The following is an 18,590-nucleotide window of genomic DNA, read 5'->3' on the forward strand; positions in this document are numbered from 1 at the left end:
CGAAATGGCGGGATCTTGCTCTTCGGCGCTCTCCGACGACCTGTCGGCGCGGAGACGCAACCACCCTTCTCAGCGAGGGTGTTCACAGTCGGTCACCCTACCTAGAGTCCCCCCTCATGCGACGGAAGAGTTCCGCTGCGGCTGATCAGGTCGACCCCCGCGACCTGATCGCGCGACTCGCCGCCGAGCACAGCTCCCCCTCTGTGCCGTCTCCCCGGGGCAGGCATGCCGCGTCCTCCGCCCCGGCGGACGACACGGCCCGATCGGCCGTACCCGCGGCCACCCAGCTCATGGACCGGGTGAGCGCCTCCGGGCGGCACCGCGTCCTCGACGACGGCGACCGCGACGCCCGCTCCGGCTCCGACCCCGACGACACCGGTGCCGCCGTCACGGCGGACTCCCCCACCGGTGCCGCGGCGACGGATGCCGGGCGGATCACCTGGGCCGACACGGCCGACCCCGGCCCGTGGGCACCACGCAGCCGCACGACCGGCACCGGGTCCCACGCGGTCACCGGAACCGGGGCGCACACCGTCACCGGGACCGGGCCGCACGCGGTCACCGGGACCGGGGCGCACGGTGCCACCGGGGACACCGCGGTGGCCGGGGACGCGACGGTCACCGGGACGGGCGCGCACGCCGTGCCCGCCACCCGGACGCCGGGCCGTCGCGCACGGCGGGTCGGGTCGTCGTCGGCGGCGGGGCTGTCCGGCGTGGAGCTGTTCGGCGGGGCTCCCTCCCCGTCGACCTCCCCCGTGCCCGACGGGCCCGAGACCCTGCAGGCCGAGGTGCCCGCGCCGCGCACCGAGGTCGACGGCGGGGTCATCGCCGGGCTGCACGAGCCGGACGGCTCCGGTTCGCTGTCGGGGACGGGCTCGGTCGTCGCGATCGACCGCGCCCGTCCCACCCGCTCCCGCATCCGCCGGTTCGCCCCGCTGGGCGTCGGCGCCGCCGCGGTGCTCGCCGCGACGATGGTGCTGACGCTGCTGCAGCCCGGTACCGAGGACCCGTCGCTGTCCGCGGCGATGGTCAACGACTCGTCGCGCCGGTCGGCGTCGGACACCACGCTGTCGGCCGGGCCGGTGCTGGCCAACGGGGGCGGCTCCGCACTCGGCGACGCCGCGCAGGGCGCGTCCGGCCAGATCGGTCAGGCACTGGCCGCGCAGGAGGCCGCCGAGCGTCGTGCCGAACAGCGCCGTCGCGAGGCCGCCGAACGGGCACGGGCCGCCGCGAACTCCGGCGGGTCCGGTGGTGCCCCCGCCGGTCCGATCGGCGGCGCCGTCCAGGTCGCCGGCGACGGCATCCAGGCCGCGCTGAAGATGGGCTGGCAGGCCATCGGCGGCGACGAGTTCCTCGGGTCCACCCTCGGGAGCAACTGGTCGCCCTACAACGGCGAAGGCCACGACGGCCAGGGCAAGCGCACCTCCGACGCGATCTCGGTGGAGAACGGCAACCTGGTCATCCGCGGCGACTCGCAGGGCAACACCGGCGGCATGGCCTGGGGCACCCCGCAGAAGTACGGCAAGTGGGAGATGCGCGCCCAGTTCCCCAAGGGCGACAAGCAGTACCACCCCGTGCTGCTGCTGTGGCCGAGCGAGGTCTCCTGGCCGGAGGGCGGCGAGATCGACTTCGCCGAGACCACCAGCGCCAGCGACGACGTGTCCTTCTTCCTGCACTACGGCAGCTCGAACTCGCAGAAGGACGCCAAGAAGCAGATCGACATCACCCAGTGGCACAACTACGCCGTGGAGTGGACCCCGGACGCGATCGTCGGCTACATCGACGGCGTCGAGTGGTTCCGCTCCGAGGACCCGAGCACGTTCCCCCCGGGTCCGATGCACGCCACGATCCAGCTCGACTACTTCCCCGACGGCGGCTCGCCGGAGCCGTCGGAGATGCGCGTCGCCTGGATGCGTCAGTACAAGTAGCGCTCCCCACCCGACCGCCCGCCGCCCGGCGCTCCCCACCGGACGGCGGGCGGTCGTGTGTACCGGGTCAGCCGGCCAGGCCGCGGCGCGCCAGCAGCGGCGCGATCTCCGGGTCGCGGCCGCGGAACGAGCGGTAGGCCTCCATCGCGTCGACGGCGCCGCCGCGCGACAACACCTCGCGACGGAACCGGTCGCCGTTCTCCCGGCGCAGTCCGCCGTGCTCGCCGAACCAGGCGACGGTGTCGGCGTCGAGCACCTCGGCCCAGATGTAGGAGTAGTACGCCGCCGCGTACCCGCTGCCGCCGAACACGTGGTTGAAGTACGTGCTGCGGTGGCGCGGCGGGACCAGCGGGTGCGCGGCCCCGGCCGCCTCCAGCGCCTGCTGCTCGAACGCGAGCACGTCGGTGATCCCGGCGGCCTCGGCCGGGGACAGCCGGTGCCACGCCTGGTCCAGCAGCGACGCGGCCAGGTACTCCGTCGTCGCGAAGCCCTCGCCGTACCCGCGCGCGGCCTGCGACGCGGCCAGCAGCTCGTCGGGCAGCGGCTCGCCGGTCACGTGGTGACGGGCGAACGAGGTGAGGACCTGCGGGTCCTCCAGCCACATCTCGTTCACCTGGCTGGGGAACTCGACGAAGTCGCGCGGCACCGAGGTCCCGGAGAACGTCGGGTACTCCACCTCCGAGAACAGCCCGTGCAGGGCGTGCCCGAACTCGTGGAACAGGGTGCGGACCTCGTCGAGGGTGAGCAGCGCGGGCTCCCCGGCCGGGGGCTTGTTCAGGTTCAGCGTGTTCAGCACCACCGGCCGCGTCCCGAGCAGCGACGACTGGTCGACCAGCGAGTTCATCCACGCACCGCCCCGCTTCGACGGCCGCGCCCACAGGTCGGCGCCGAACAGCCCGAGCGGCTCGCCGTCGCTGTCGGCGTCGAGGTTCGTTCCGCCTGCGCTGCTCTCCCGGACCTCCCACCACCGCACGTCCGGGTGGTAGGCGGGCAGGTCGGTGCGCTCGGTGAAGGAGATCCCGTACAGCTCGGACGCGGCGCGGAACACGCCGTCGGTGAGCACCCGGTCGAGCTCCAGGTACGGGCGCAGCGCCGCGTCGTCGACGGCGTAACGCTCGCGGCGCACCCGCTCCGCCTCGAACGCCCAGTCCCACGGCTCCAGGTCGCCCTCGACGCCGCCGGCAAGCTCCGCGGCCTCCCTGTCGGCGTTGGCGACCGCCGCGGGGACCAGCGACTCCAGCATCGCGACCGCGGCCTCCGCGGTCCCCGCGGTGGCGTCGTCGATCACGTACGACGCGTGGTCGGGGTACCCGAGCAACGCGGCCCGCTCGGCGCGCAGCCGCACGATCGCCAGCACGATGTCGCGGGTGTCGTGCTCCCCGGCCTGCCCGCGGGTCGTCGAGGCGCGGAACAGCTCCTCGCGCAGCGACCGGTCGGTCAATACCGCGAGCGCGGGCTGCGCGGTCGGCAGGACCAGGGTGATCAGCCAGCCGTCGTCGTGGCCGCGTTCGGCCGCGGCGGACGCGGCGGCGGCGATGGCGTCCTCGGACAGGCCGTCGAGCCGGGACCGGTCGGTGACGTGCACGGCCGCGGCGTTCGCCCCCGCCAGCAGCGCCGCACCGAACCGGGTGGTCAGCCCGGACAGCTCCGCGTTCAGCTCGCGCAGCCGAGCCTGCTCGTCGGGGCCGAGCCGGGCCCCGGCGCGCACCATGTCACGGTGGTGGCGCTCCAGCAGCCGCAACGACTCGGCGTCGAGACCGAGGTCGTGACGACGGGCGTGCAGCGCGTCGATCCGGGCGAACAGCCCCGGGTCCAGCGCGATCGCGTCGGCGTGCGCGGCCAGCATCCGCGCGACGTGGGCCTCGATCTCGCGCACCGCGGGCGAGGAGTCCGCCGAGACCCGCGTGTAGAACAGCCGCGCCACCCGGTCCAGCGTGGCGCCGGAGCGCTCCAGGGCGACGATCGTGTCGTCGAAGGTGGGCTCGCCCTCCCCCGCGACGATCGCCGCCACCTCCGCGCGCTGCTCGGCCGTCCCGGCCTCGAACGCGGGCAGGTAGTGCTCGTCGGTGATCCGGGAGGTGTCGGGCAGACCCCACGGCAGCGCGCTCGGGGCGAGGAACGGGTTGCTCATGGGCCCGACCCTACGGCCGGGGACCGTCAGGAACCGGCCAGTTCGCGACGCATCGCGAGCCGCGGCCACACGTCGAGACCGCGCGCGGCCTCCTGCTCCCGGATCGCCCGCAGCCCCGGGCCGGGCGCGATCAGCTCACGGAAGCCGAGCCGCGCCCAGTACGGGCCGTTCCACGGCACGTCCCGGTAGGTGGTCAGGGTCAGCGCGGGCAGCCCGCGGTCCCGGGCCCAGCCGGCGAGGTGCTCGACCAGCCCCTCCCCGATCCGCCGTCCGCGCTGCGACGGCAGCACCGACACCTGCTCGACGTGCGCGCAGCCGTCGACGAGATCGGCGATGAGGTAGCCGACCAGCGGCCCTGCGTCCCCGGTTCCGCCTGCGCTCCTCTGGGCCACCCACGCCCGCCCCGCCACCACATAGGCAGCCAGCACCGCGGCCGGTGGCGGATCGTCGGCGGCGACGACGTCGAGCCCGATCGCCCGGAAAGACTCCCCCGCCGCGCGCTCGATCTCACGCAGGGTGGGCACGTCGGCGACGCGGGCGGCACGGATCACGCCTGCGGATCCTCCACCACCGCGCGGATCCGTTCCAGGGTCGTCCGCATCCCCGCACGGTTGGTGCGCCCGCGGGCCCACCCCACCAGCGCCCAGTAGACCCGGGTGGCGGCCGAGGGCTCCATCCGGAAGGACTCGGTGACCTCGGTTCCCTCGGCGCCGTCCGGAGCGGTGGCCGGGGTGAACCGGTAGTGCCAGTGGATGACCCGCCGGTCACCGGGCAGGAGCACGACGAAGCCGAACTCGCGGCCCGGCTCGCAGGCGGTGATCTCGCACGTCGACCAGTAGGTCGGTCCGCGGCCGTTGCGGACGACCTTGCCGCGGAACCGGACGCCGACGGCCGGGCCGGTCGCGCCGTCCAGCCACTGCGCGTCGACGGTCTCGGGTGAGAACCGGCCGGTGTTGCGGATGTCGGAGACCAGCTCCCAGATCCGCTCGGGCGGTGCCGTCATGTGGACGGTGACCTCGTCATGCACGACGTTCCCCCTCGGTGCCGCATACCAGGTCGGCGGCGCGCTCCCCGATCATGATCGCGGTCGCGGCCGGCCCGCGCCGCGGCACGCGGGGCAGGACGGAGGTGTCCGCCACCCGGAGCCCGCCCAGGCCGTGCACCCGCAGGTCGGAGTCGACGACGGCGTCCGGTCCGGTACCCGCCGAAGCGCTGCCGGACAGGTGCACCGAGGTCGTCAGGTGGTCGCGGATCCAGCCGTCGAGCCGGGTGTCGTTGCCGAGCTCCCAGCCGGCGGGGCCGCCGTCGTCGGGGCCGGCTCGGTCCCAGCCCGCGGCGCGCAGGACGTCCGCGGCGATCCGCACCGCGGCCCGCATCCGGTGCCGGTCGGAGGTGGTGCGCAGGTAGCGGAAGTCCAGCCGGGGCGGGTCGTCGTGGTCCGGGGAGGTGATGGCGAGCATCCCGCGGCTGTCCGGGCGCTGCACCGCGCACATCAGGTGCGCGGGCCCGCCAGGCGCGAACGGGTGCGCGAACAGCAGGATCTCCAGGTCACCGGCCGGGTCGGTACCGGAGTCGAGGTGGAGCGCGGCCTGCGCGGCGACGGCGTCGGCGGGCGGGTCGGGCAGGCCGCTGCGCAGTGGCAGGAACACCGCGGGATGGTCCGACCAGCCGCGTCCGACCCCGGGCAGCTCGTGCACCACGGCGACGCCCGCGGCCCGCAGCGTGTCCTCCGGGCCGATCCCGGAGCGCTGCAGCAGCGCCGGGGTGCCGACCGCGCCCGCGGTCACGACGGTCTCGGCCGCGTGCAGGGTGCGCCCGCCGACACGCACCCCGGTGACCCGGCCACCCTCGATCACCAGGGTCTCGGCCGGGGCTCCGCCGAACACGGTCAGCGTGTCCGTGCCGCCGCTCGCTGCGCCTGCGCTCCTCCCGGCCGACTCCGCGTACCCCCACGGCGGGGGCAGGTAGGCGGTGGCGGCGCTGACCCGGCGCCCCTCGACGGCGTTGGTCGGGATCGGGCCCGCGCCGGGCGGGCCGCCGGCGTTCTTGTCCGGCTCCTCGGGATGGCCGAGCACGAGGCAGGCGGCCAGGAACGGGTCGGTCGTCGCGGCCCGCAGCCGGCCCGAGGGGCGCGAGATGCGCAGCGGGCCCGCGTCGCCGTGCCGGTCGGAGGTGCAGAAGTCGAGGTCGCGCTCCAGCCGCCGGTAGTACGGCAGGACGTCGTCGTAGGACCAGCCGGGGACGCCCCAGTCCGCGAAGTCCGCCGGGACGGCGCGCACGAAGTAGCCGCCGTTGATCGCACCGGAGCCGCCCAGCACGCGTCCCCGCGGCACGGTGCACTCCCGCCCCTGGCACAGCGTCGCCCGGTAGGCCCAGTTGAGGACGTGGCCGGGCGCGGTCGCGGCGAGCGACGCGATCGGCATCGAATCCGGCGGGACGACGACGGCACCCGCCTCGACCAGGGCCGTACGCACCCCGCGCTCGGCGAGCCGGCCCGCGAGGGTGCACCCCGCGGATCCCGCGCCCACCACCACCACGTCGAACCCGTTGGTCATTGCTGCCAGGATGCCTCACGTGACCGACGCTGCACGTGACCTCGCCTCGTTCCTCACCGCGAGCCCGTCGCCGTACCACGCGGTGGCCGAGGCCGTCCGCCGGTTGTCCGCCGCGGGCTTCGCCGAGCAGCGCGAGGACGAGCCGTGGGCCGACGGGCCGGGCGGGCGCTACCTGGTGCGCGACGGCACGATCCTGGCCTGGTGGCAGCCCACGTCCGGGCCGGGCGCCCCACTGCGGATCTTCGCCGCGCACACCGACTCGCCCGGGTTCAAGGTCAAGCCGAACCCCGACGTCGGCGTCGCCGGGTGGCGCCAGGTCGGGGTCGAGGTCTACGGCGGCGCGCTGTGGAACTCCTGGCTCGACCGCGACCTCGGCCTCGCCGGGCGCCTCGCGCTCTACGACGGCCGCGTCGTCCCGGTCCGGGTGGACCGGCCGCTGCTGCGCATCCCGCAGCTGGCGATCCACCTCGACCGCGGCGTGAACCAGGGCCTGACCCTGGACCCGCAGCGGCACCTGCTCCCTATCTGGGGTCTCGGCGACCCGGACGGCGGCGACCTGGTCGAGTTCCTCGCCGTGCGGGTCGGCGAGGACCCGGAGGACGTCGCGGCGCACGACCTGTTCACCTACGACCTCACCCCGCCCGCCACCCTGGGCCGCGACGACGAGCTGCTCGCCGCCCCGCGGCTGGACAACCGGGCCTCGGTGCACGCCGGGATCAGCGCGCTGCTCACCGCGGTCGAGCGGGACCCGGGCACCGTCCCGGTGTTCGTCGGGTTCGACCACGAGGAGATCGGCTCGGCCAGTGCGACCGGCGCCGCCGGGCCGCTGCTGGAGACGGTGCTGACCCGGCTGGCCGGGGGTTTCGACGAGCGGCACGCGGTGTTCTCGCGGTCGCGCTGCCTGTCGGTGGACGTCACGCACGCCGCGCACCCCAACCACCTGGACAAGCACGACCCGGACCACCTGTCGGTGCCGAACCGGGGGCCGTCGCTGAAGGTGAACGCGGTGCAGCGCTACGCCACCGACGCGCCGGGCGCGGCCGCCTGGAAGCGGGCCTGCCGCGCCGCGGACGTGCCGAGCCAGGTGTTCGTCTCCAAGAACACGGTGCCGTGCGGGTCGACCGTCGGGCCGATCATGGCGACCCGGCTGGGCATCCGGACGGTCGACGTCGGCATCCCGGTGCTGTCGATGCACTCCGCGCGCGAGCTGTGCGGGGTGCACGACCCCGGCCTGCTGGCCCGGGCCGGTGTGGAGTTCCTGACCGACGCCGGCTAGACCTGCGCGGCGACCCGGGAGCCGGGCACGTAGACGTCGGTGTCGATGATCCGCGACCCGAGCGGCAGCAGCGACACCGGGATCAGCTTCAGGTTCGCCCAGGCCATCGGCAGGCCGATGATCGTGACGGCCAGCGCGATCGCGGTCACGACGTGGCCGATCACCAGCCACCAGCCGAACAGCAGGATCCACAGGACGTTCCCGATCGCCGACGCCGCACCGGCCCGCGGGTCGCGCACGGCCTCACGGCCGAACGGCCACAGCGCGTAGAGCCCGATCCGGAACGAGGCGATGCCGAACGGGATCGTCACGATCAGCAGACAGGCGATGATCCCGGCGGCCGTGTAGGCGAGGAACAGCCAGAAGCCGGAGAGGACCAGCCAGACCACGTTCAGGATGAGGCGGAGCATGGGTCCAGCATGCCCGAGGTGTCCGGTTCCCCCCTCCGGGATGTTCCGGAGGCCGACCCCGGTTTCCGGTGGGGCGGCATTCCTCACGTCCGACCCGTGACCTCCTCGACGACGCTCTCCCCCGTGCCCGGCCGGGACTCCCAGGCCCAGGTCTCGTGCGAGCGGAGCCGGCCGTCGTCGAGGACCTCGAGGCGGGCCTCGCACCGCCCCGAGCTGGACGCGCCGTCGACGGACACGTGCACGTAGCGGAAGCTCAGCCGGTCGCCCTCGCGGGTGCCGGCCAGGCGGCCGAGCCGGACGTCGCCACCGGAGTACTCGGCCCACACCAGGCCGTCGGACTCGTGGTAGTCGAACACGGTGGCCCGGCCGACCTCGCCGTCGCCGGAGTTGCTGACGCCGGCGAACCGGCGGCCGTCGACGCTGGGTGCGGTGCTCATGTCCCGATCCGACCACGGGAGGATGGCGGGGTGGAGTTCCCCGTGACGTTCCTCCCGCCCCTGGTGCGGACCTGCACCGACTCGGGTGAGGGCCCCTGGAACGAGCTGCTCGGGATCATCGCGCCCCGGGATCCGGACGAGGAGACCCTCCTCGCCGCGTTCGACGTCGTCACCGAGGACCTCTTCGGCGGCTGGACCGCCGACCGCGTCGTCGTGTTCGCCCTCGACGACGGGCTCGCCGCCCACCATCCGCTGCTGTTCGTCGTCGACGAGCGGACCCTGCACGACGACGGCTTCCCGATCGTCGCGGCCGACCTGCGCCAGGATCCCGGCCGAACACTCCGGATCGCCGCCGCCGATCTGTGGTCGATGGAGAACAACGTGTCGACCGCGAACATGGAGTTCGCCGACTTCGCCGACCACGCGCAGCTGCAGCCCGACCGGGTGTTCCGCGGCTTCTGCTGACGATCGCCACCGTCGGACGGTGAACTCCACCGTCCGACGGCCCCGCCCTACGACGACCCGCGTTCCGCGGAACGCGGCCTCACACGCCGGTGCTGCCGTCGATCCGTTCCCGCAGCAGGTCGGCGTGCCCGACGTGGCGCGCGTACTCGGCGATCACGTGGGTCAGGATCCACACCACCGACACCGCGTTCCCACCGAGGGACCCGGTGCCGTCCGGCCCGGCCTCCTCGACGACCCGGCGGGCCCGGGCGACCTCTGCCTCCCAGGCCGCGCGGGCCTCTGTGAGGTCCGCGCTCCCGAGCTCGAAGCCGCCGTCATGGCCCGTTCCGGACTGCCGCGGGTACAACGACGGCACGTCCTCACCGCCCAGGACCTGGCGGAACCAGTTCCGCTCGACGGACGCCAGGTGCCGGACCAGCCCCAGCAGCGTGAGCGACGACGGCGGCACCGACGCCTCCCGCACCTGCTCGCCGGTCAGTCCCTCGACCTTGCCGATCAGGGTGGCGCGGTAGAAGTCGAGCCAGGCCGTGAGCGTGGTGAGGGCGTCGGCCTGCATCGGGGGATGGGCGCGGTCGGTCATGTCCGCGATCGTGACAGCGGGGTCCGACATCTTCCGATCCCGGCCGGGCGATGGTCCACTGCGGTCGTGACCGACATCCCGCCCACCGTGGTGCGCAGCAGCCGGACCGTCGCCGCCGACCCTGCGACGATCTTCGAGCTCATCGCCGACCCCGCCCGTCAGCCGTCCTGGGACGGCAACGACAACCTCGCCGAGGCAGCGGACGGGCAGCGGGTCCGCGCCGTCGGCGACGTCTTCTCCATGCTGCTCACCCAGGGCGCGGTGCGGGAGAACCGGATCGTGGAGTTCGTCGAGGGACGGCTCGTCGCGTGGCTGCCGTCGGAGCCGGGGAAGCCGCCGCCCGGGCACCTGTGGCGCTGGGAGCTGGAGCCCGTCGGCGACGGCACGACCCGCGTGACCTGCACCTACGACTGGACCGAACTCGACCCGGACGACGCGTTCCGCCAGAAGCGCGCCCGCGCCACCACCACAGACCAGCTGCGGGCGTCACTGGACCTGCTCGCCGCCGTCGCCGAGAAAGAGTGATCCGAGACACTGTCGCCGGACGAACGATCATGGAAAGGTGCTCGTCTGGCGGCATGGACGCCGAGCAGGTCATCGCCGTACTCGCCGGGTTCCCCGGCACCCGGATCGTGGAGGGGAACGGGGACGCGTTCGCGATCCACGACCCGGATCACGACTACGAGCAACGCCCCCGCCAGGGCTGGGCGACTGTCGTGCGGTCCGACGTGAACGACACCGCCTCCAACCTCGACCAACCCGGCGCGTTCCGGCTCAACATCGGGCTGCCGACCGCCCGATACCGAGAGCTGTTCCCAACCGATCCGGGCACCGACCCGACGTCCCGCGACGTGCTGTTCCCGCACCCGGTCTACGCCGCCTACCACTGGGTGGCGGTGGTGGAGCCGGAGACGACCTGGCCGCTGGTGCGGGAGCTGCTCGACGTGGCGCACGACTTCGCCGTCCGGAAACACGCCAATGCGGCCCGGCGACATTCCTAGGCTGCCCTGGTGAAACGTCGGCTGATCACGATGCGCGTCGCCCAGGACGATCTGGCGTTGTCCCCCGGGAAGGCCACCGAGGTGGAGCTGGGGAGCCCGCTGGACTCGTTCGGGCAGGAATGGCTGATGGCCTCGCACACCGTGACCCTGCTCGACGACGGGACGGCGCTGCTGACCTTCGTGCTGGAGCGGCGGGGCTGGTAGCGATGACCTGCGGCGGATCCGACGAAGGGAGAACCGTGGACCCCAGACCACACCGCGTCGTCGAGCGCAGACGGTGGCTCTACTACCTGCTCGTTGGCCTGTGTTTCGGTGTCGTCGACTTCTACTTCCACACCTTCATCCAACGGTGGACCGGTCTGGGCGTCTTCTTCCTCGGGCTCGGAGTGTGGCTCGTACCGCTGCTGCCGGTCGTTCTGAACGAGTCGGCGGTTACCCGCAGGACGAGCCGGGCCGTCGCGGCGGGCATCGCGGTGTGGCTCGCCGCCATCGTGGCGTACTACGCCTACCTCGGGTTCAATCTCGTCGTCATCGGTCGTGCCAGCAGGCCCGAGATGCATTTCACCAGTCATACCGATCCGTACTACTGGTCGAACGTCTCGTACCTGGAGGCTTATTCAGGGTGATCATGAAGTGCGGTGTTTCTCCAGGTCGGGACCGCAGCGAGGTAGCCCGCCAGGCGGCCCTGAATAAGCCTCCTCTTCGGTGACGAGGTGCTCGGCGGGATACTCGAATGGTCTCCCGTCGCCGTCGTGGGCGGCGCGGCGATCGGATGGCTCGTGTCCACGATGAGGCTTATTCAGGCTCCGTCAGGTAAGTGTGTAGAAGATGAGTCCGATGACTGCCGAGATTGTCGTTTTAAATGTGGCGTAGGGCCGCCGGTAGTCTGTGTGGAGAACTTTCCACGTTTTGATATGGGCGATGACTCGTTCGATGGTGGCGCGTGTGTGGTTGAGGCTCTTGTTGAATGTTTTTTGCCAGTCGAGAAGTTCCCGGCCGGGTGGTTTTTTGAACGGGGTGAGCATGCCGCGCCCGATGTATCCTTTATCGCCGATCGGGGGGTATGTGGCGAGGTGGTCGAGGGCGCCGGATTGGTCGAGGCAATATAGGTCGTGTCGGGAGCCTGGGGTCGGGTCGGAGATCCACGACAGCTGCCCTTCCAGGGTGGCTGCGACCTGGACGACGACGCCGGTGGTGCGATGCTTGCCCGACCACAGACCCGGCACCGCGGCCCATGACCAGCAGGGCAGCAAGGTTCCATCGATGATGTACTGCCGATCGGCACGAAGCTCCTCTGCCGTCGGAACGACACTCCGCAGCGCCTGTGCCAGCAACGGTGTCACCCCCGTGATCGCTCGACTAACCGTCGACTGCGACACCCCATAGGTTTCCGCCAACTCCCACTGCACACGATTCCCGCGCAGATACGCCAACGTGATCACCACCGACCAGAACAACCCCAGAACCGGCGGCCAAGACAAACGTGCCTCCGTCGCGTCCCGCTGATCCTGCTCATACACTATAGCGACAAGATCCTGAATTTCATCACGCCGGAAACCAGTGGTATAGTACATACTGCGGCAGCCCGTTCATCTCGGATTGATTCGGCAAACCAATATTCGCGATGGACGGGCTGTCGCCCAACCCGACACGCCGGGCTAGATCGTTATTTCACGGGGCCTGAATAAGCCTCGATGTATCTGAGAACAACGCGGGCGCACGGGGAAGCACTGTCGTGATGGGTGGCCGTCCGTCCACGTCCGACTTGCTCCTACGGCCTGCGAAACCCGACGACATCGAGACGTTGCATCGATTCGTGGTCGAGCTGGCCGACGAGGAGTCGTTTCCGGGGGACGTGATCGCGAAACCCGCCGACCTGGCTGCTGCACTGTTCGGCCCATCCCCTCTTGCGGAGTCGGTCGTGGTAGCATTGGGCGATCAACTCGTCGGGTTCGCGATATTCTATCCGACGTACAGCACGATTCTCGGGCGGCCCGGTATCCATCTCGAGGACCTGTATGTCGATGGGGCTTTCCGCGGCCGGGGGATCGGCGAGGCCCTCCTCGGACACCTCGCCGATCTCGCGACCGAGCGTGGCTGCGGACGCCTGGAGTGGTGGGTACTCCGCACGAACGTCAGCGCGATCCGCTTCTACGAACGTCTGAATGCCCGGGGACTCGACGAGATCGAGGTCATGCGGCTCGACGGCGGCAGTCTTTTCGAGTTCGGATCCCGGCGCACGGTATAGAGCCGTTCCGGAGGCGTTCGGTCACCGCACAGGGGCCGTGCCCGGTGGAGGAAGCTCGGACGACCGTTCCTGACACCGGAGTAGGTTGCCTGACACAACCAGGACGGCGGTGGGGTCAGGCACTCTCCAGTCGGAACTGTCCTCCCTCATGCCTCCATCGCGTAGGAGCTGTCCATCAGCTCGACCATGGCCTGCTGGAACTCGTGGCGCTTCGTGTCGCTCCATCCGGGTGTCAGCCGAACGAAGGTCTCCTCCTGCCAACGATGCGCGTCGTCCACCATCGAGCGCCCCGCCGAGGTGACCGATGCTTCGCGTCGTCGAGCGTCGCCCGGCGCGACGACCATGGTCAGGTACCCGGCCTTCGCCGCGCTCCCGATCAACCGTGATGCACCACTTTGGTCGAGCCCGATCTCACGTGCAACGTCGTTCACGGTTGCGGGAAGGCCTCGCTGACGGAGTGCATGGACTGCTTCGCAGACCAGCACCAACCGTCCCTGCTCCCCACCTGCGTCGGCCGGGAAGGACCGACGGGCCCAGTGCCGGACGAAGTGAAACAGGACCTGCCCCGGCCCCTGGCTCGTCACTCGGTCGCTGCCATCTCGCGGTCGTTGCAGGCCAGCTCCCGGGCGCCCTCGAGATCCGGCAACCTGAGCGCAGCGGTGACCTTTCCGTCGGACACGCGGAAGACCGTCGCCACCCGCCTGACCTCCTCGCTGTCGGGCCAGGTGGCGTCCTCCTCGACCACCATCAGCTGCTCGCTGACCGGGTGCCAGGACCGAGGGACCAGCGTGATCCCTGACCGCCCCACCCACTCGGCGAACTGCTCAGGCGTGATCGGACCCGCACCCTTCGGGCCCATGACGACGACCGGATCTCCTACGGCTCGCGCGGATCGCTGCAGGTCGCCGGCGTTGACGCTGGCATGCCACTCGTTCACGGCTGCTTCGAGGCTTGGCTCCACGCACCGTACTCTATGCGTTTCGCATATATTCGGCCAGGCGGCTACGACGAGCTCACGTGTGGGTTGCGGTCATGGCTGTGGTCAGGACCGCCTGCCGTCTCGCTGCGTCACGCGTCGACGAGAGGCCCGAGGAAGCCGCGCAGCGCCTCGGCGAGCTGCTCCGGTGCTTCTTCCGCCATGTGGTGTCCAGAATCGATCACGCCACCGGACAGATCGTTCGCCCACGTTCGCCACACCGTGAGGGGATCTCCGTAGAGCTTCTCCATGTCGTCGCGGCTGGACCACAACACGAGCGTGGGGCAGGTGAGCCGGCGTCCCGCTGCCTGATCGGCGTCGTCGTGTGCGCGGTCGACACCGAGACCGGCCCGGTAGTCCTCCACCATGGCTCCGACCGTCGCGGGGTCGTGGATGGCCCGGTGGAACTCCGCGTAGGCCTCAGGGCCCATCTGGTCGATGCTGCCGCGGTACCAGGCGTCGGGGTCAGCGAGGATCACACGCTCGGGGACCTCGGGCTGAGCGAAGAAGAACCAGTGCCACCACTCCGCCGCGAATCGCGCGTTGCAGCGGGCCAGTGCCTCGCCGATCGGAACGCTGTCGAGAACGGCGAGCCGGGACACGAGGTGTGGGGTGTCCATCGCCATGCGGAACGCCACGTACGAGCCTCGGTCGTGGCCGACGACGGCGGCATCCTTGTGTCCGAGCCGTCCGAGCAGCCGGCTCATGTCGGCTGCCATTGCTCGCTTGGAGTACGGCGCATGGTCATGGGTTGTGGGTGGCTTGGACGACGCGCCGTAGCCGCGTAGGTCAGGGCAGATCACGGTGTATCCGGCATCGACCAGCAGCGGGGCGACGCGGTGCCAGGTCGCCGCAGTACGGGGATGGCCGTGCAGCAGCAACACGGCAGGACCGTCTCCGCCGTAGCGCACTCTCAGGGCGACGTCGCCGACCGTAATCCGCTCGTCGGTGAAGTCCCGAAAGAAGCTCCCCGGCGTCCCGTACCTCATCCGTTCATCGTTGCCGATACTTCACCGCGCGGCTCGGTGCCGCCGTAGGTCGCCACTGGGCCGGAGGCGGGAACCTCCGGCCGGTCAGGGCCGATGTGACGACGTGAAGAATGGCCTCACCGGGCGGACGGACCGGTATCGGGTCGGTCAGATCGGTTGTCCCGGCGGCGCCGCACGAGTGCAGTCACCATTCCTGCGACGGCGACGAACCCGGCCATCACGCCCACCAGCAGGATCCAGATCTCGTACGCACCGGCGAACTTCGACACACCGATCAGGACCACGCCTACTCCGAACGCTGGCCACCATCTCGTCGTGCCCCGCGGAAGGACCGCGGTATTCGATCGGCGCTCCTGCCTGCGAAGGACGAGGCCCAGCGTCAACATTACGAGTCCGCTGACGATCTGCAGGATACTTGCAGCCAAGCCAGCGGCCGATACTGCGGCAGCGAGGGACGTCATCGTGGAATGATGCACGATCTTGAGGCTTATTCAGGCCCCGTGAAATAACGATCTAGCCCGGCGTGTCGGGTTGGGCGACAGCCCGTCCATCGCGAATATTGGTTTGCCGAATCAATCCGAGATGAACGGGCTGCCGCAGTATGTACTATACCACTGGTTTCCGGCGTGATGAAATTCAGGATCTTGTCGCTATAGTGTATGAGCAGGATCAGCGGGACGCGACGGAGGCACGTTTGTCTTGGCCGCCGGTTCTGGGGTTGTTCTGGTCGGTGGTGATCACGTTGGCGTATCTGCGCGGGAATCGTGTGCAGTGGGAGTTGGCGGAAACCTATGGGGTGTCGCAGTCGACGGTTAGTCGAGCGATCACGGGGGTGACACCGTTGCTGGCACAGGCGCTGCGGAGTGTCGTTCCGACGGCAGAGGAGCTTCGTGCCGATCGGCAGTACATCATCGATGGAACCTTGCTGCCCTGCTGGTCATGGGCCGCGGTGCCGGGTCTGTGGTCGGGCAAGCATCGCACCACCGGCGTCGTCGTCCAGGTCGCAGCCACCCTGGAAGGGCAGCTGTCGTGGATCTCCGACCCGACCCCAGGCTCCCGACACGACCTATATTGCCTCGACCAATCCGGCGCCCTCGACCACCTCGCCACATACCCCCCGATCGGCGATAAAGGATACATCGGGCGCGGCATGCTCACCCCGTTCAAAAAACCACCCGGCCGGGAACTTCTCAACTGGCAAAAAACATTCAACAAGAGCCTCAACCACACACGCGCCACCATCGAACGAGTCATCGCCCATATCAAAACGTGGAAAGTTCTCCACACAGACTACCGGCGGCCCTACGCCACATTTAAAACGACAATCTCGGCAGTCATCGGACTCATCTTCTACACACTTACCTGACGGAGCCTGAATAAGCCTCCTTGCACCACCTATCAGGCGAGGATCCAGAGGACAACTGTTTTCCTCGCGGATCCTTGAAGCCAACAGCGACGCGCACGTCCGGTCGCGCAGTGGCACGTGATCCGCACGGCCCTCGGTCTCGAGCAAATGCGGTTCCACGATCTGCGGCACACCGCGGTGTCGCTGTTGCTCGCGCTCGGCGTCCCGCCGCACGTGGTCCGGGAGATCGTCGGGCACAGCGACGTCAAGGTCACGATGACCGTCTACGCGCACGGCAACCTCGACGAGAAGGCCGCCGCTCTGACCCAGCTGAGCACCGCTGTCACCGGCGCGTTGCTGTCACCGGTTGCTGTCAACGAGGGGCAGGAGGACCGGTCGTGATCGTCGATCATGGGTCTGACCTGTGGCGGAAGCGGGGGGATTCGAACCCCCGGTCCTTTCGGACGCCCGCTTTCAAGGCGGGTGCATTCGGCCGCTCTGCCACGCTTCCGATCGGGAGGGTAACGGGACCGCTCAGCGCTCCGCGCGGTAGTAGGTGACCGGCCCCATCCTCGTCGCCCCGTGCCCGACCACCACCGCATCGGTGAAACCGGCGGCCGCGAGCAGCTCCGGCACCGGCTGCGCCCCGTGACCGTGGCCGCCGTGACCGTGACCGTGGCCGTGCCCGCCGTGGCGGGACCGGCGGTGGGCCGGGTCGAAGCGTGCCAGCAGCGACAGCACCCTGTTCACGACGCGCATCCGTCCGGCGGTGCGCGGGTCGTGATCGAGGTCGACCAGGTGCAGGCTCCCGCCCGGCGCCAGGACGCGGTGCGCCTCCCGCAGCGCCGCGACCCGGGCGTCGGCGGCGATGTGGTGCAGCATCAGCGAGGAGAGGACCCGGTCGACGCTGCCGTCGGCGAGGGGCAGGTCCTCGGCCACACCGATCTGCAGCTGCAGCTCGACGCCGGCGTCTGCCGCCTTGCGGCGGGCCATCGCGATCGCCTCCGGGTCGGGGTCGACGCCGTGCACGGTGGCCGTCGGAACGGCCTCAGTGGCGCGCAGCAGGACGTTCCCGGTCCCGCAGCCGATCTCCAGCACGCGGTCCCGCGGGCCGATGCCCGCCTGCGCCAGCAGCCGCCAGTACATCGGGACGGCGCCACTGAGCCGGGCCACGGTGTCGTAGCCGGGGAGCAGCCGCGAGCTGACGAGCGCGGGTGTGTGGGCGTGCGTGGTCATCGGTTCCCCTCGGACGAACTTCGTGTACGTCACCGACCCTTCCTGGCCTGCGAACTGCCTACAAGGCACTATCTGTGGCCGTGGTGGGACGAAGTTCGGGCGTTCCGCTGGTCGGCTTCGCACACTCCCCGGTGCCGATCGCGGCCCAGCACGTCGACGGGCCGGGAGCGTCGCTGCCCCGGGTACGGGGGCCGCACGCGCACGACTTCCTGCTGCTCGTCCACGTCGTCCGCGGCACCTGCACGTACCGAGTCGACGGGCGCGCCTGGGAGCTCGGCGAGGGCGACGCGTTCGTGATCGCCCCCGGCGCGGTGGTCGACCACGCCCGGGAGAGCGCGGAACCACCCGGCGAGCTGTGGTCGGTGATCTTCCCGGCCGAGGCGGTCGCGCCCGCGTCCTGGCAGGACCATCCGCTGCTCGCGCCGTTCGTCGGACGCCACCGCGGTGGCGGGCAGCGGATCCGGGTCCCGCCCGAGGAGCGGGCGACCTGGCGGGCCCGCTTCGCCGACCTCGACGACGAGCTGACCCGCCGCCGCGACGGTCACGCCGAGGCTGCTCGCGCGCACCTCACCCTGCTGCTGGTGGCCCTGGGTCGGCTCGTCGACGACGTGCCCGCCGAGTCCGGCGACCCGCTGCTCGCGGCGGTGTTCGCCGTCGTCGAGGAGCGGTTCGCCCAGCAGCTGTCGCTGCGCGAGGTCGCCGCCGCCGTCGGACTGACCCCCGGGCACCTGACCACCGTCGTCGGGCGCAGGACCGGGCGGACCGTGCAGCAGTGGATCACCGAGCGCCGGATGCGGGAGGCGCGGCGGCTCCTCGCCTCCACCGACCTCCCGGTCGCCGAGGTGGGCGCCCGGGTCGGCTACCCCGACCCCGGCTACTTCGCCCGCCGCTTCCGTGCCGCGCACGGCGTCGCGGCCGCGACGTGGCGGGCCGGACCCGGGACACCCTGACGGGCGGCGGGGGACGTCCGCGCCGGTGCGGTCCGGCGCGGTGTGGTGGGATTCCACGGTCTC

General features: G+C 71.0%; 24 protein-coding genes and 1 tRNA gene. 11 read left to right on the forward strand and 14 right to left on the reverse strand.

The window, feature by feature from the left end; all coding sequences use genetic code 11:
- The first annotated feature begins 116 nt into the window (after nucleotides 1-116).
- Complete coding sequence (locus KPL59_RS17010; RefSeq protein WP_226361374.1) at nucleotides 117-1,928, forward strand: glycoside hydrolase family 16 protein; 1,812 nt, start codon at nucleotides 117-119, stop codon at nucleotides 1,926-1,928.
- 67 nt (nucleotides 1,929-1,995) lie between these two features.
- Here KPL59_RS17010 and KPL59_RS17015 read toward each other — a convergent pair whose 3' ends face one another.
- From KPL59_RS17015 to KPL59_RS17030, 4 genes are read right to left on the reverse strand one after another with little or no spacing between them, the layout of a single operon-like run.
- Nucleotides 1,996-4,059 carry a M3 family metallopeptidase gene (locus KPL59_RS17015; RefSeq protein WP_226361375.1) on the reverse strand — a complete coding sequence of 688 codons (2,064 nt, stop codon included), beginning with the start codon at nucleotides 4,057-4,059 and terminating at the stop codon, nucleotides 1,996-1,998.
- Between the two features lie 26 nt (nucleotides 4,060-4,085).
- Nucleotides 4,086-4,610 (reverse strand): GNAT family N-acetyltransferase, encoded by a 525-nt coding sequence (locus tag KPL59_RS17020; RefSeq protein ID WP_226351565.1) that lies wholly within the window; start codon nucleotides 4,608-4,610, stop codon nucleotides 4,086-4,088.
- Entirely contained in the window at nucleotides 4,607-5,086 is a 480-nt protein-coding gene (locus tag KPL59_RS17025) for an SRPBCC family protein (protein WP_226361376.1), read from the reverse strand. Before KPL59_RS17025 ends, KPL59_RS17020 begins: the two co-directional genes overlap by 4 nt.
- Nucleotides 5,079-6,614 (reverse strand): GMC family oxidoreductase, encoded by a 1,536-nt coding sequence (locus tag KPL59_RS17030; protein ID WP_226351563.1) that lies wholly within the window; start codon nucleotides 6,612-6,614, stop codon nucleotides 5,079-5,081. Before KPL59_RS17030 ends, KPL59_RS17025 begins: the two co-directional genes overlap by 8 nt.
- Before the next feature lie 10 nt (nucleotides 6,615-6,624).
- Here KPL59_RS17030 and KPL59_RS17035 point away from each other — a divergent pair, with 10 nt between their 5' ends.
- Nucleotides 6,625-7,890 carry a M18 family aminopeptidase gene (locus tag KPL59_RS17035; RefSeq protein ID WP_226361377.1) on the forward strand — a complete coding sequence of 422 codons (1,266 nt, stop codon included), beginning with the start codon at nucleotides 6,625-6,627 and terminating at the stop codon, nucleotides 7,888-7,890.
- Here the strand turns inward: KPL59_RS17035 and KPL59_RS17040 are convergent.
- Nucleotides 7,887-8,300 (reverse strand): YccF domain-containing protein, encoded by a 414-nt coding sequence (locus KPL59_RS17040; RefSeq protein ID WP_226351561.1) that lies wholly within the window; start codon nucleotides 8,298-8,300, stop codon nucleotides 7,887-7,889. The two genes, KPL59_RS17035 and KPL59_RS17040, sit on opposite strands and share 4 nt — an antisense overlap.
- Before the next feature lie 83 nt (nucleotides 8,301-8,383).
- A complete protein-coding gene (locus tag KPL59_RS17045) occupies nucleotides 8,384-8,737 on the reverse strand; it encodes a hypothetical protein (RefSeq protein ID WP_226351560.1) in 354 nt (117 codons plus the stop codon).
- 30 nt (nucleotides 8,738-8,767) lie between these two features.
- Between KPL59_RS17045 and KPL59_RS17050 the strand changes: the two genes are divergently transcribed.
- Complete coding sequence (locus KPL59_RS17050; RefSeq protein ID WP_226351559.1) at nucleotides 8,768-9,202, forward strand: hypothetical protein; 435 nt, start codon at nucleotides 8,768-8,770, stop codon at nucleotides 9,200-9,202.
- A gap of 79 nt (nucleotides 9,203-9,281) precedes the next feature.
- On the opposite strand, the gene KPL59_RS17055 is transcribed toward KPL59_RS17050, so the two are convergent.
- Entirely contained in the window at nucleotides 9,282-9,812 is a 531-nt protein-coding gene (locus KPL59_RS17055; protein WP_226351558.1) for a DinB family protein, read from the reverse strand.
- A 36-nt stretch (nucleotides 9,813-9,848) separates the two neighbouring features.
- On the opposite strand from KPL59_RS17055, the gene KPL59_RS17060 reads away from it, so the two are divergent.
- The 4 genes from KPL59_RS17060 to KPL59_RS17075 are packed head-to-tail and all read left to right on the forward strand — an operon-like array spanning nucleotide 9,849 to nucleotide 11,409.
- Nucleotides 9,849-10,307 (forward strand): SRPBCC family protein, encoded by a 459-nt coding sequence (locus KPL59_RS17060; protein ID WP_226361378.1) that lies wholly within the window; start codon nucleotides 9,849-9,851, stop codon nucleotides 10,305-10,307.
- A 53-nt stretch (nucleotides 10,308-10,360) separates the two neighbouring features.
- Nucleotides 10,361-10,783, forward strand: a complete 423-nt coding sequence (locus KPL59_RS17065) for a DUF6194 family protein (protein WP_226361379.1) — start codon at nucleotides 10,361-10,363, stop codon at nucleotides 10,781-10,783.
- A 9-nt stretch (nucleotides 10,784-10,792) separates the two neighbouring features.
- A complete protein-coding gene (locus KPL59_RS17070; RefSeq protein ID WP_226361380.1) occupies nucleotides 10,793-10,987 on the forward strand; it encodes a hypothetical protein in 195 nt (64 codons plus the stop codon).
- Between the two features lie 35 nt (nucleotides 10,988-11,022).
- Nucleotides 11,023-11,409, forward strand: coding sequence for a hypothetical protein (locus KPL59_RS17075; RefSeq protein ID WP_226361381.1), 387 nt, complete (start codon nucleotides 11,023-11,025; stop codon nucleotides 11,407-11,409).
- A 183-nt stretch (nucleotides 11,410-11,592) separates the two neighbouring features.
- On the opposite strand, the gene KPL59_RS17080 is transcribed toward KPL59_RS17075, so the two are convergent.
- Nucleotides 11,593-12,357: a transposase gene (locus tag KPL59_RS17080; RefSeq protein WP_226359944.1), complete on the reverse strand. Its 765-nt coding sequence runs from the start codon at nucleotides 12,355-12,357 to the stop codon at nucleotides 11,593-11,595.
- A gap of 242 nt (nucleotides 12,358-12,599) precedes the next feature.
- On the opposite strand from KPL59_RS17080, the gene KPL59_RS17085 reads away from it, so the two are divergent.
- Nucleotides 12,600-13,031 carry a GNAT family N-acetyltransferase gene (locus KPL59_RS17085; RefSeq protein WP_226351553.1) on the forward strand — a complete coding sequence of 144 codons (432 nt, stop codon included), beginning with the start codon at nucleotides 12,600-12,602 and terminating at the stop codon, nucleotides 13,029-13,031.
- A 146-nt stretch (nucleotides 13,032-13,177) separates the two neighbouring features.
- Here KPL59_RS17085 and KPL59_RS17090 read toward each other — a convergent pair whose 3' ends face one another.
- The 4 genes from KPL59_RS17090 to KPL59_RS17105 form a co-directional block, all read right to left on the reverse strand.
- On the reverse strand, nucleotides 13,178-13,615 hold the full coding sequence (locus KPL59_RS17090) for a MarR family winged helix-turn-helix transcriptional regulator (RefSeq protein WP_308187904.1): 438 nt from the start codon (nucleotides 13,613-13,615) through the stop codon (nucleotides 13,178-13,180).
- Nucleotides 13,612-13,992: a hypothetical protein gene (locus tag KPL59_RS17095; protein ID WP_226351551.1), complete on the reverse strand. Its 381-nt coding sequence runs from the start codon at nucleotides 13,990-13,992 to the stop codon at nucleotides 13,612-13,614. Before KPL59_RS17095 ends, KPL59_RS17090 begins: the two co-directional genes overlap by 4 nt.
- A 107-nt stretch (nucleotides 13,993-14,099) precedes the next feature.
- Entirely contained in the window at nucleotides 14,100-14,891 is a 792-nt protein-coding gene (locus tag KPL59_RS17100; protein ID WP_374111634.1) for an alpha/beta fold hydrolase, read from the reverse strand.
- Between the two features lie 221 nt (nucleotides 14,892-15,112).
- Complete coding sequence (locus tag KPL59_RS17105; RefSeq protein ID WP_226361383.1) at nucleotides 15,113-15,280, reverse strand: hypothetical protein; 168 nt, start codon at nucleotides 15,278-15,280, stop codon at nucleotides 15,113-15,115.
- A 317-nt stretch (nucleotides 15,281-15,597) separates the two neighbouring features.
- Here KPL59_RS17105 and KPL59_RS17110 point away from each other — a divergent pair, with 317 nt between their 5' ends.
- Nucleotides 15,598-16,362 (forward strand): transposase, encoded by a 765-nt coding sequence (locus tag KPL59_RS17110; RefSeq protein WP_226359656.1) that lies wholly within the window; start codon nucleotides 15,598-15,600, stop codon nucleotides 16,360-16,362.
- Nucleotides 16,363-16,479: 117 nt separating this feature from the next.
- Nucleotides 16,480-16,743 (forward strand): tyrosine-type recombinase/integrase, encoded by a 264-nt coding sequence (locus tag KPL59_RS17115; protein ID WP_226361384.1) that lies wholly within the window; start codon nucleotides 16,480-16,482, stop codon nucleotides 16,741-16,743.
- 23 nt (nucleotides 16,744-16,766) lie between these two features.
- Here the strand turns inward: KPL59_RS17115 and KPL59_RS17120 are convergent.
- A tRNA-Ser gene (locus KPL59_RS17120) sits at nucleotides 16,767-16,852 on the reverse strand.
- Between the two features lie 23 nt (nucleotides 16,853-16,875).
- Nucleotides 16,876-17,577, reverse strand: a complete 702-nt coding sequence (locus KPL59_RS17125) for a class I SAM-dependent methyltransferase (RefSeq protein ID WP_226352665.1) — start codon at nucleotides 17,575-17,577, stop codon at nucleotides 16,876-16,878.
- An 80-nt stretch (nucleotides 17,578-17,657) separates the two neighbouring features.
- Here KPL59_RS17125 and KPL59_RS17130 point away from each other — a divergent pair, with 80 nt between their 5' ends.
- Nucleotides 17,658-18,527, forward strand: coding sequence for an AraC family transcriptional regulator (locus tag KPL59_RS17130; protein ID WP_226352664.1), 870 nt, complete (start codon nucleotides 17,658-17,660; stop codon nucleotides 18,525-18,527).
- Nucleotides 18,528-18,590 lie beyond the last annotated feature (63 nt).

Origin of the sequence: Pseudonocardia sp. ICBG1142, from assembly GCF_020496255.1 — a bacterium.
Lineage (GTDB): Bacteria > Actinomycetota > Actinomycetes > Mycobacteriales > Pseudonocardiaceae > Pseudonocardia.

Excerpts from the sequence above, each read along its gene's own strand:
- KPL59_RS17055 (WP_226351558.1), bottom strand. The coding sequence starts at position 9,812 with ATGTCGGACCCCGCTGTCACGATCGCGGACATGACCGACCGCGCCCAT.
- KPL59_RS17010 (WP_226361374.1), top strand. The coding sequence starts at position 117 with ATGCGACGGAAGAGTTCCGCTGCGGCTGATCAGGTCGACCCCCGCGAC.
- KPL59_RS17080 (WP_226359944.1), bottom strand. The coding sequence starts at position 12,357 with ATGTACTATACCACTGGTTTCCGGCGTGATGAAATTCAGGATCTTGTC.
- KPL59_RS17040 (WP_226351561.1), bottom strand. The coding sequence starts at position 8,300 with ATGCTCCGCCTCATCCTGAACGTGGTCTGGCTGGTCCTCTCCGGCTTC.
- KPL59_RS17110 (WP_226359656.1), top strand. The coding sequence starts at position 15,598 with ATGTACTATACCACTGGTTTCCGGCGTGATGAAATTCAGGATCTTGTC.
- KPL59_RS17045 (WP_226351560.1), bottom strand. The coding sequence starts at position 8,737 with ATGAGCACCGCACCCAGCGTCGACGGCCGCCGGTTCGCCGGCGTCAGC.
- KPL59_RS17015 (WP_226361375.1), bottom strand. The coding sequence starts at position 4,059 with ATGAGCAACCCGTTCCTCGCCCCGAGCGCGCTGCCGTGGGGTCTGCCC.
- KPL59_RS17035 (WP_226361377.1), top strand. The coding sequence starts at position 6,625 with ATGCCTCACGTGACCGACGCTGCACGTGACCTCGCCTCGTTCCTCACC.
- KPL59_RS17065 (WP_226361379.1), top strand. The coding sequence starts at position 10,361 with ATGGACGCCGAGCAGGTCATCGCCGTACTCGCCGGGTTCCCCGGCACC.
- KPL59_RS17125 (WP_226352665.1), bottom strand. The coding sequence starts at position 17,577 with ATGACCACGCACGCCCACACACCCGCGCTCGTCAGCTCGCGGCTGCTC.
- KPL59_RS17030 (WP_226351563.1), bottom strand. The coding sequence starts at position 6,614 with ATGACCAACGGGTTCGACGTGGTGGTGGTGGGCGCGGGATCCGCGGGG.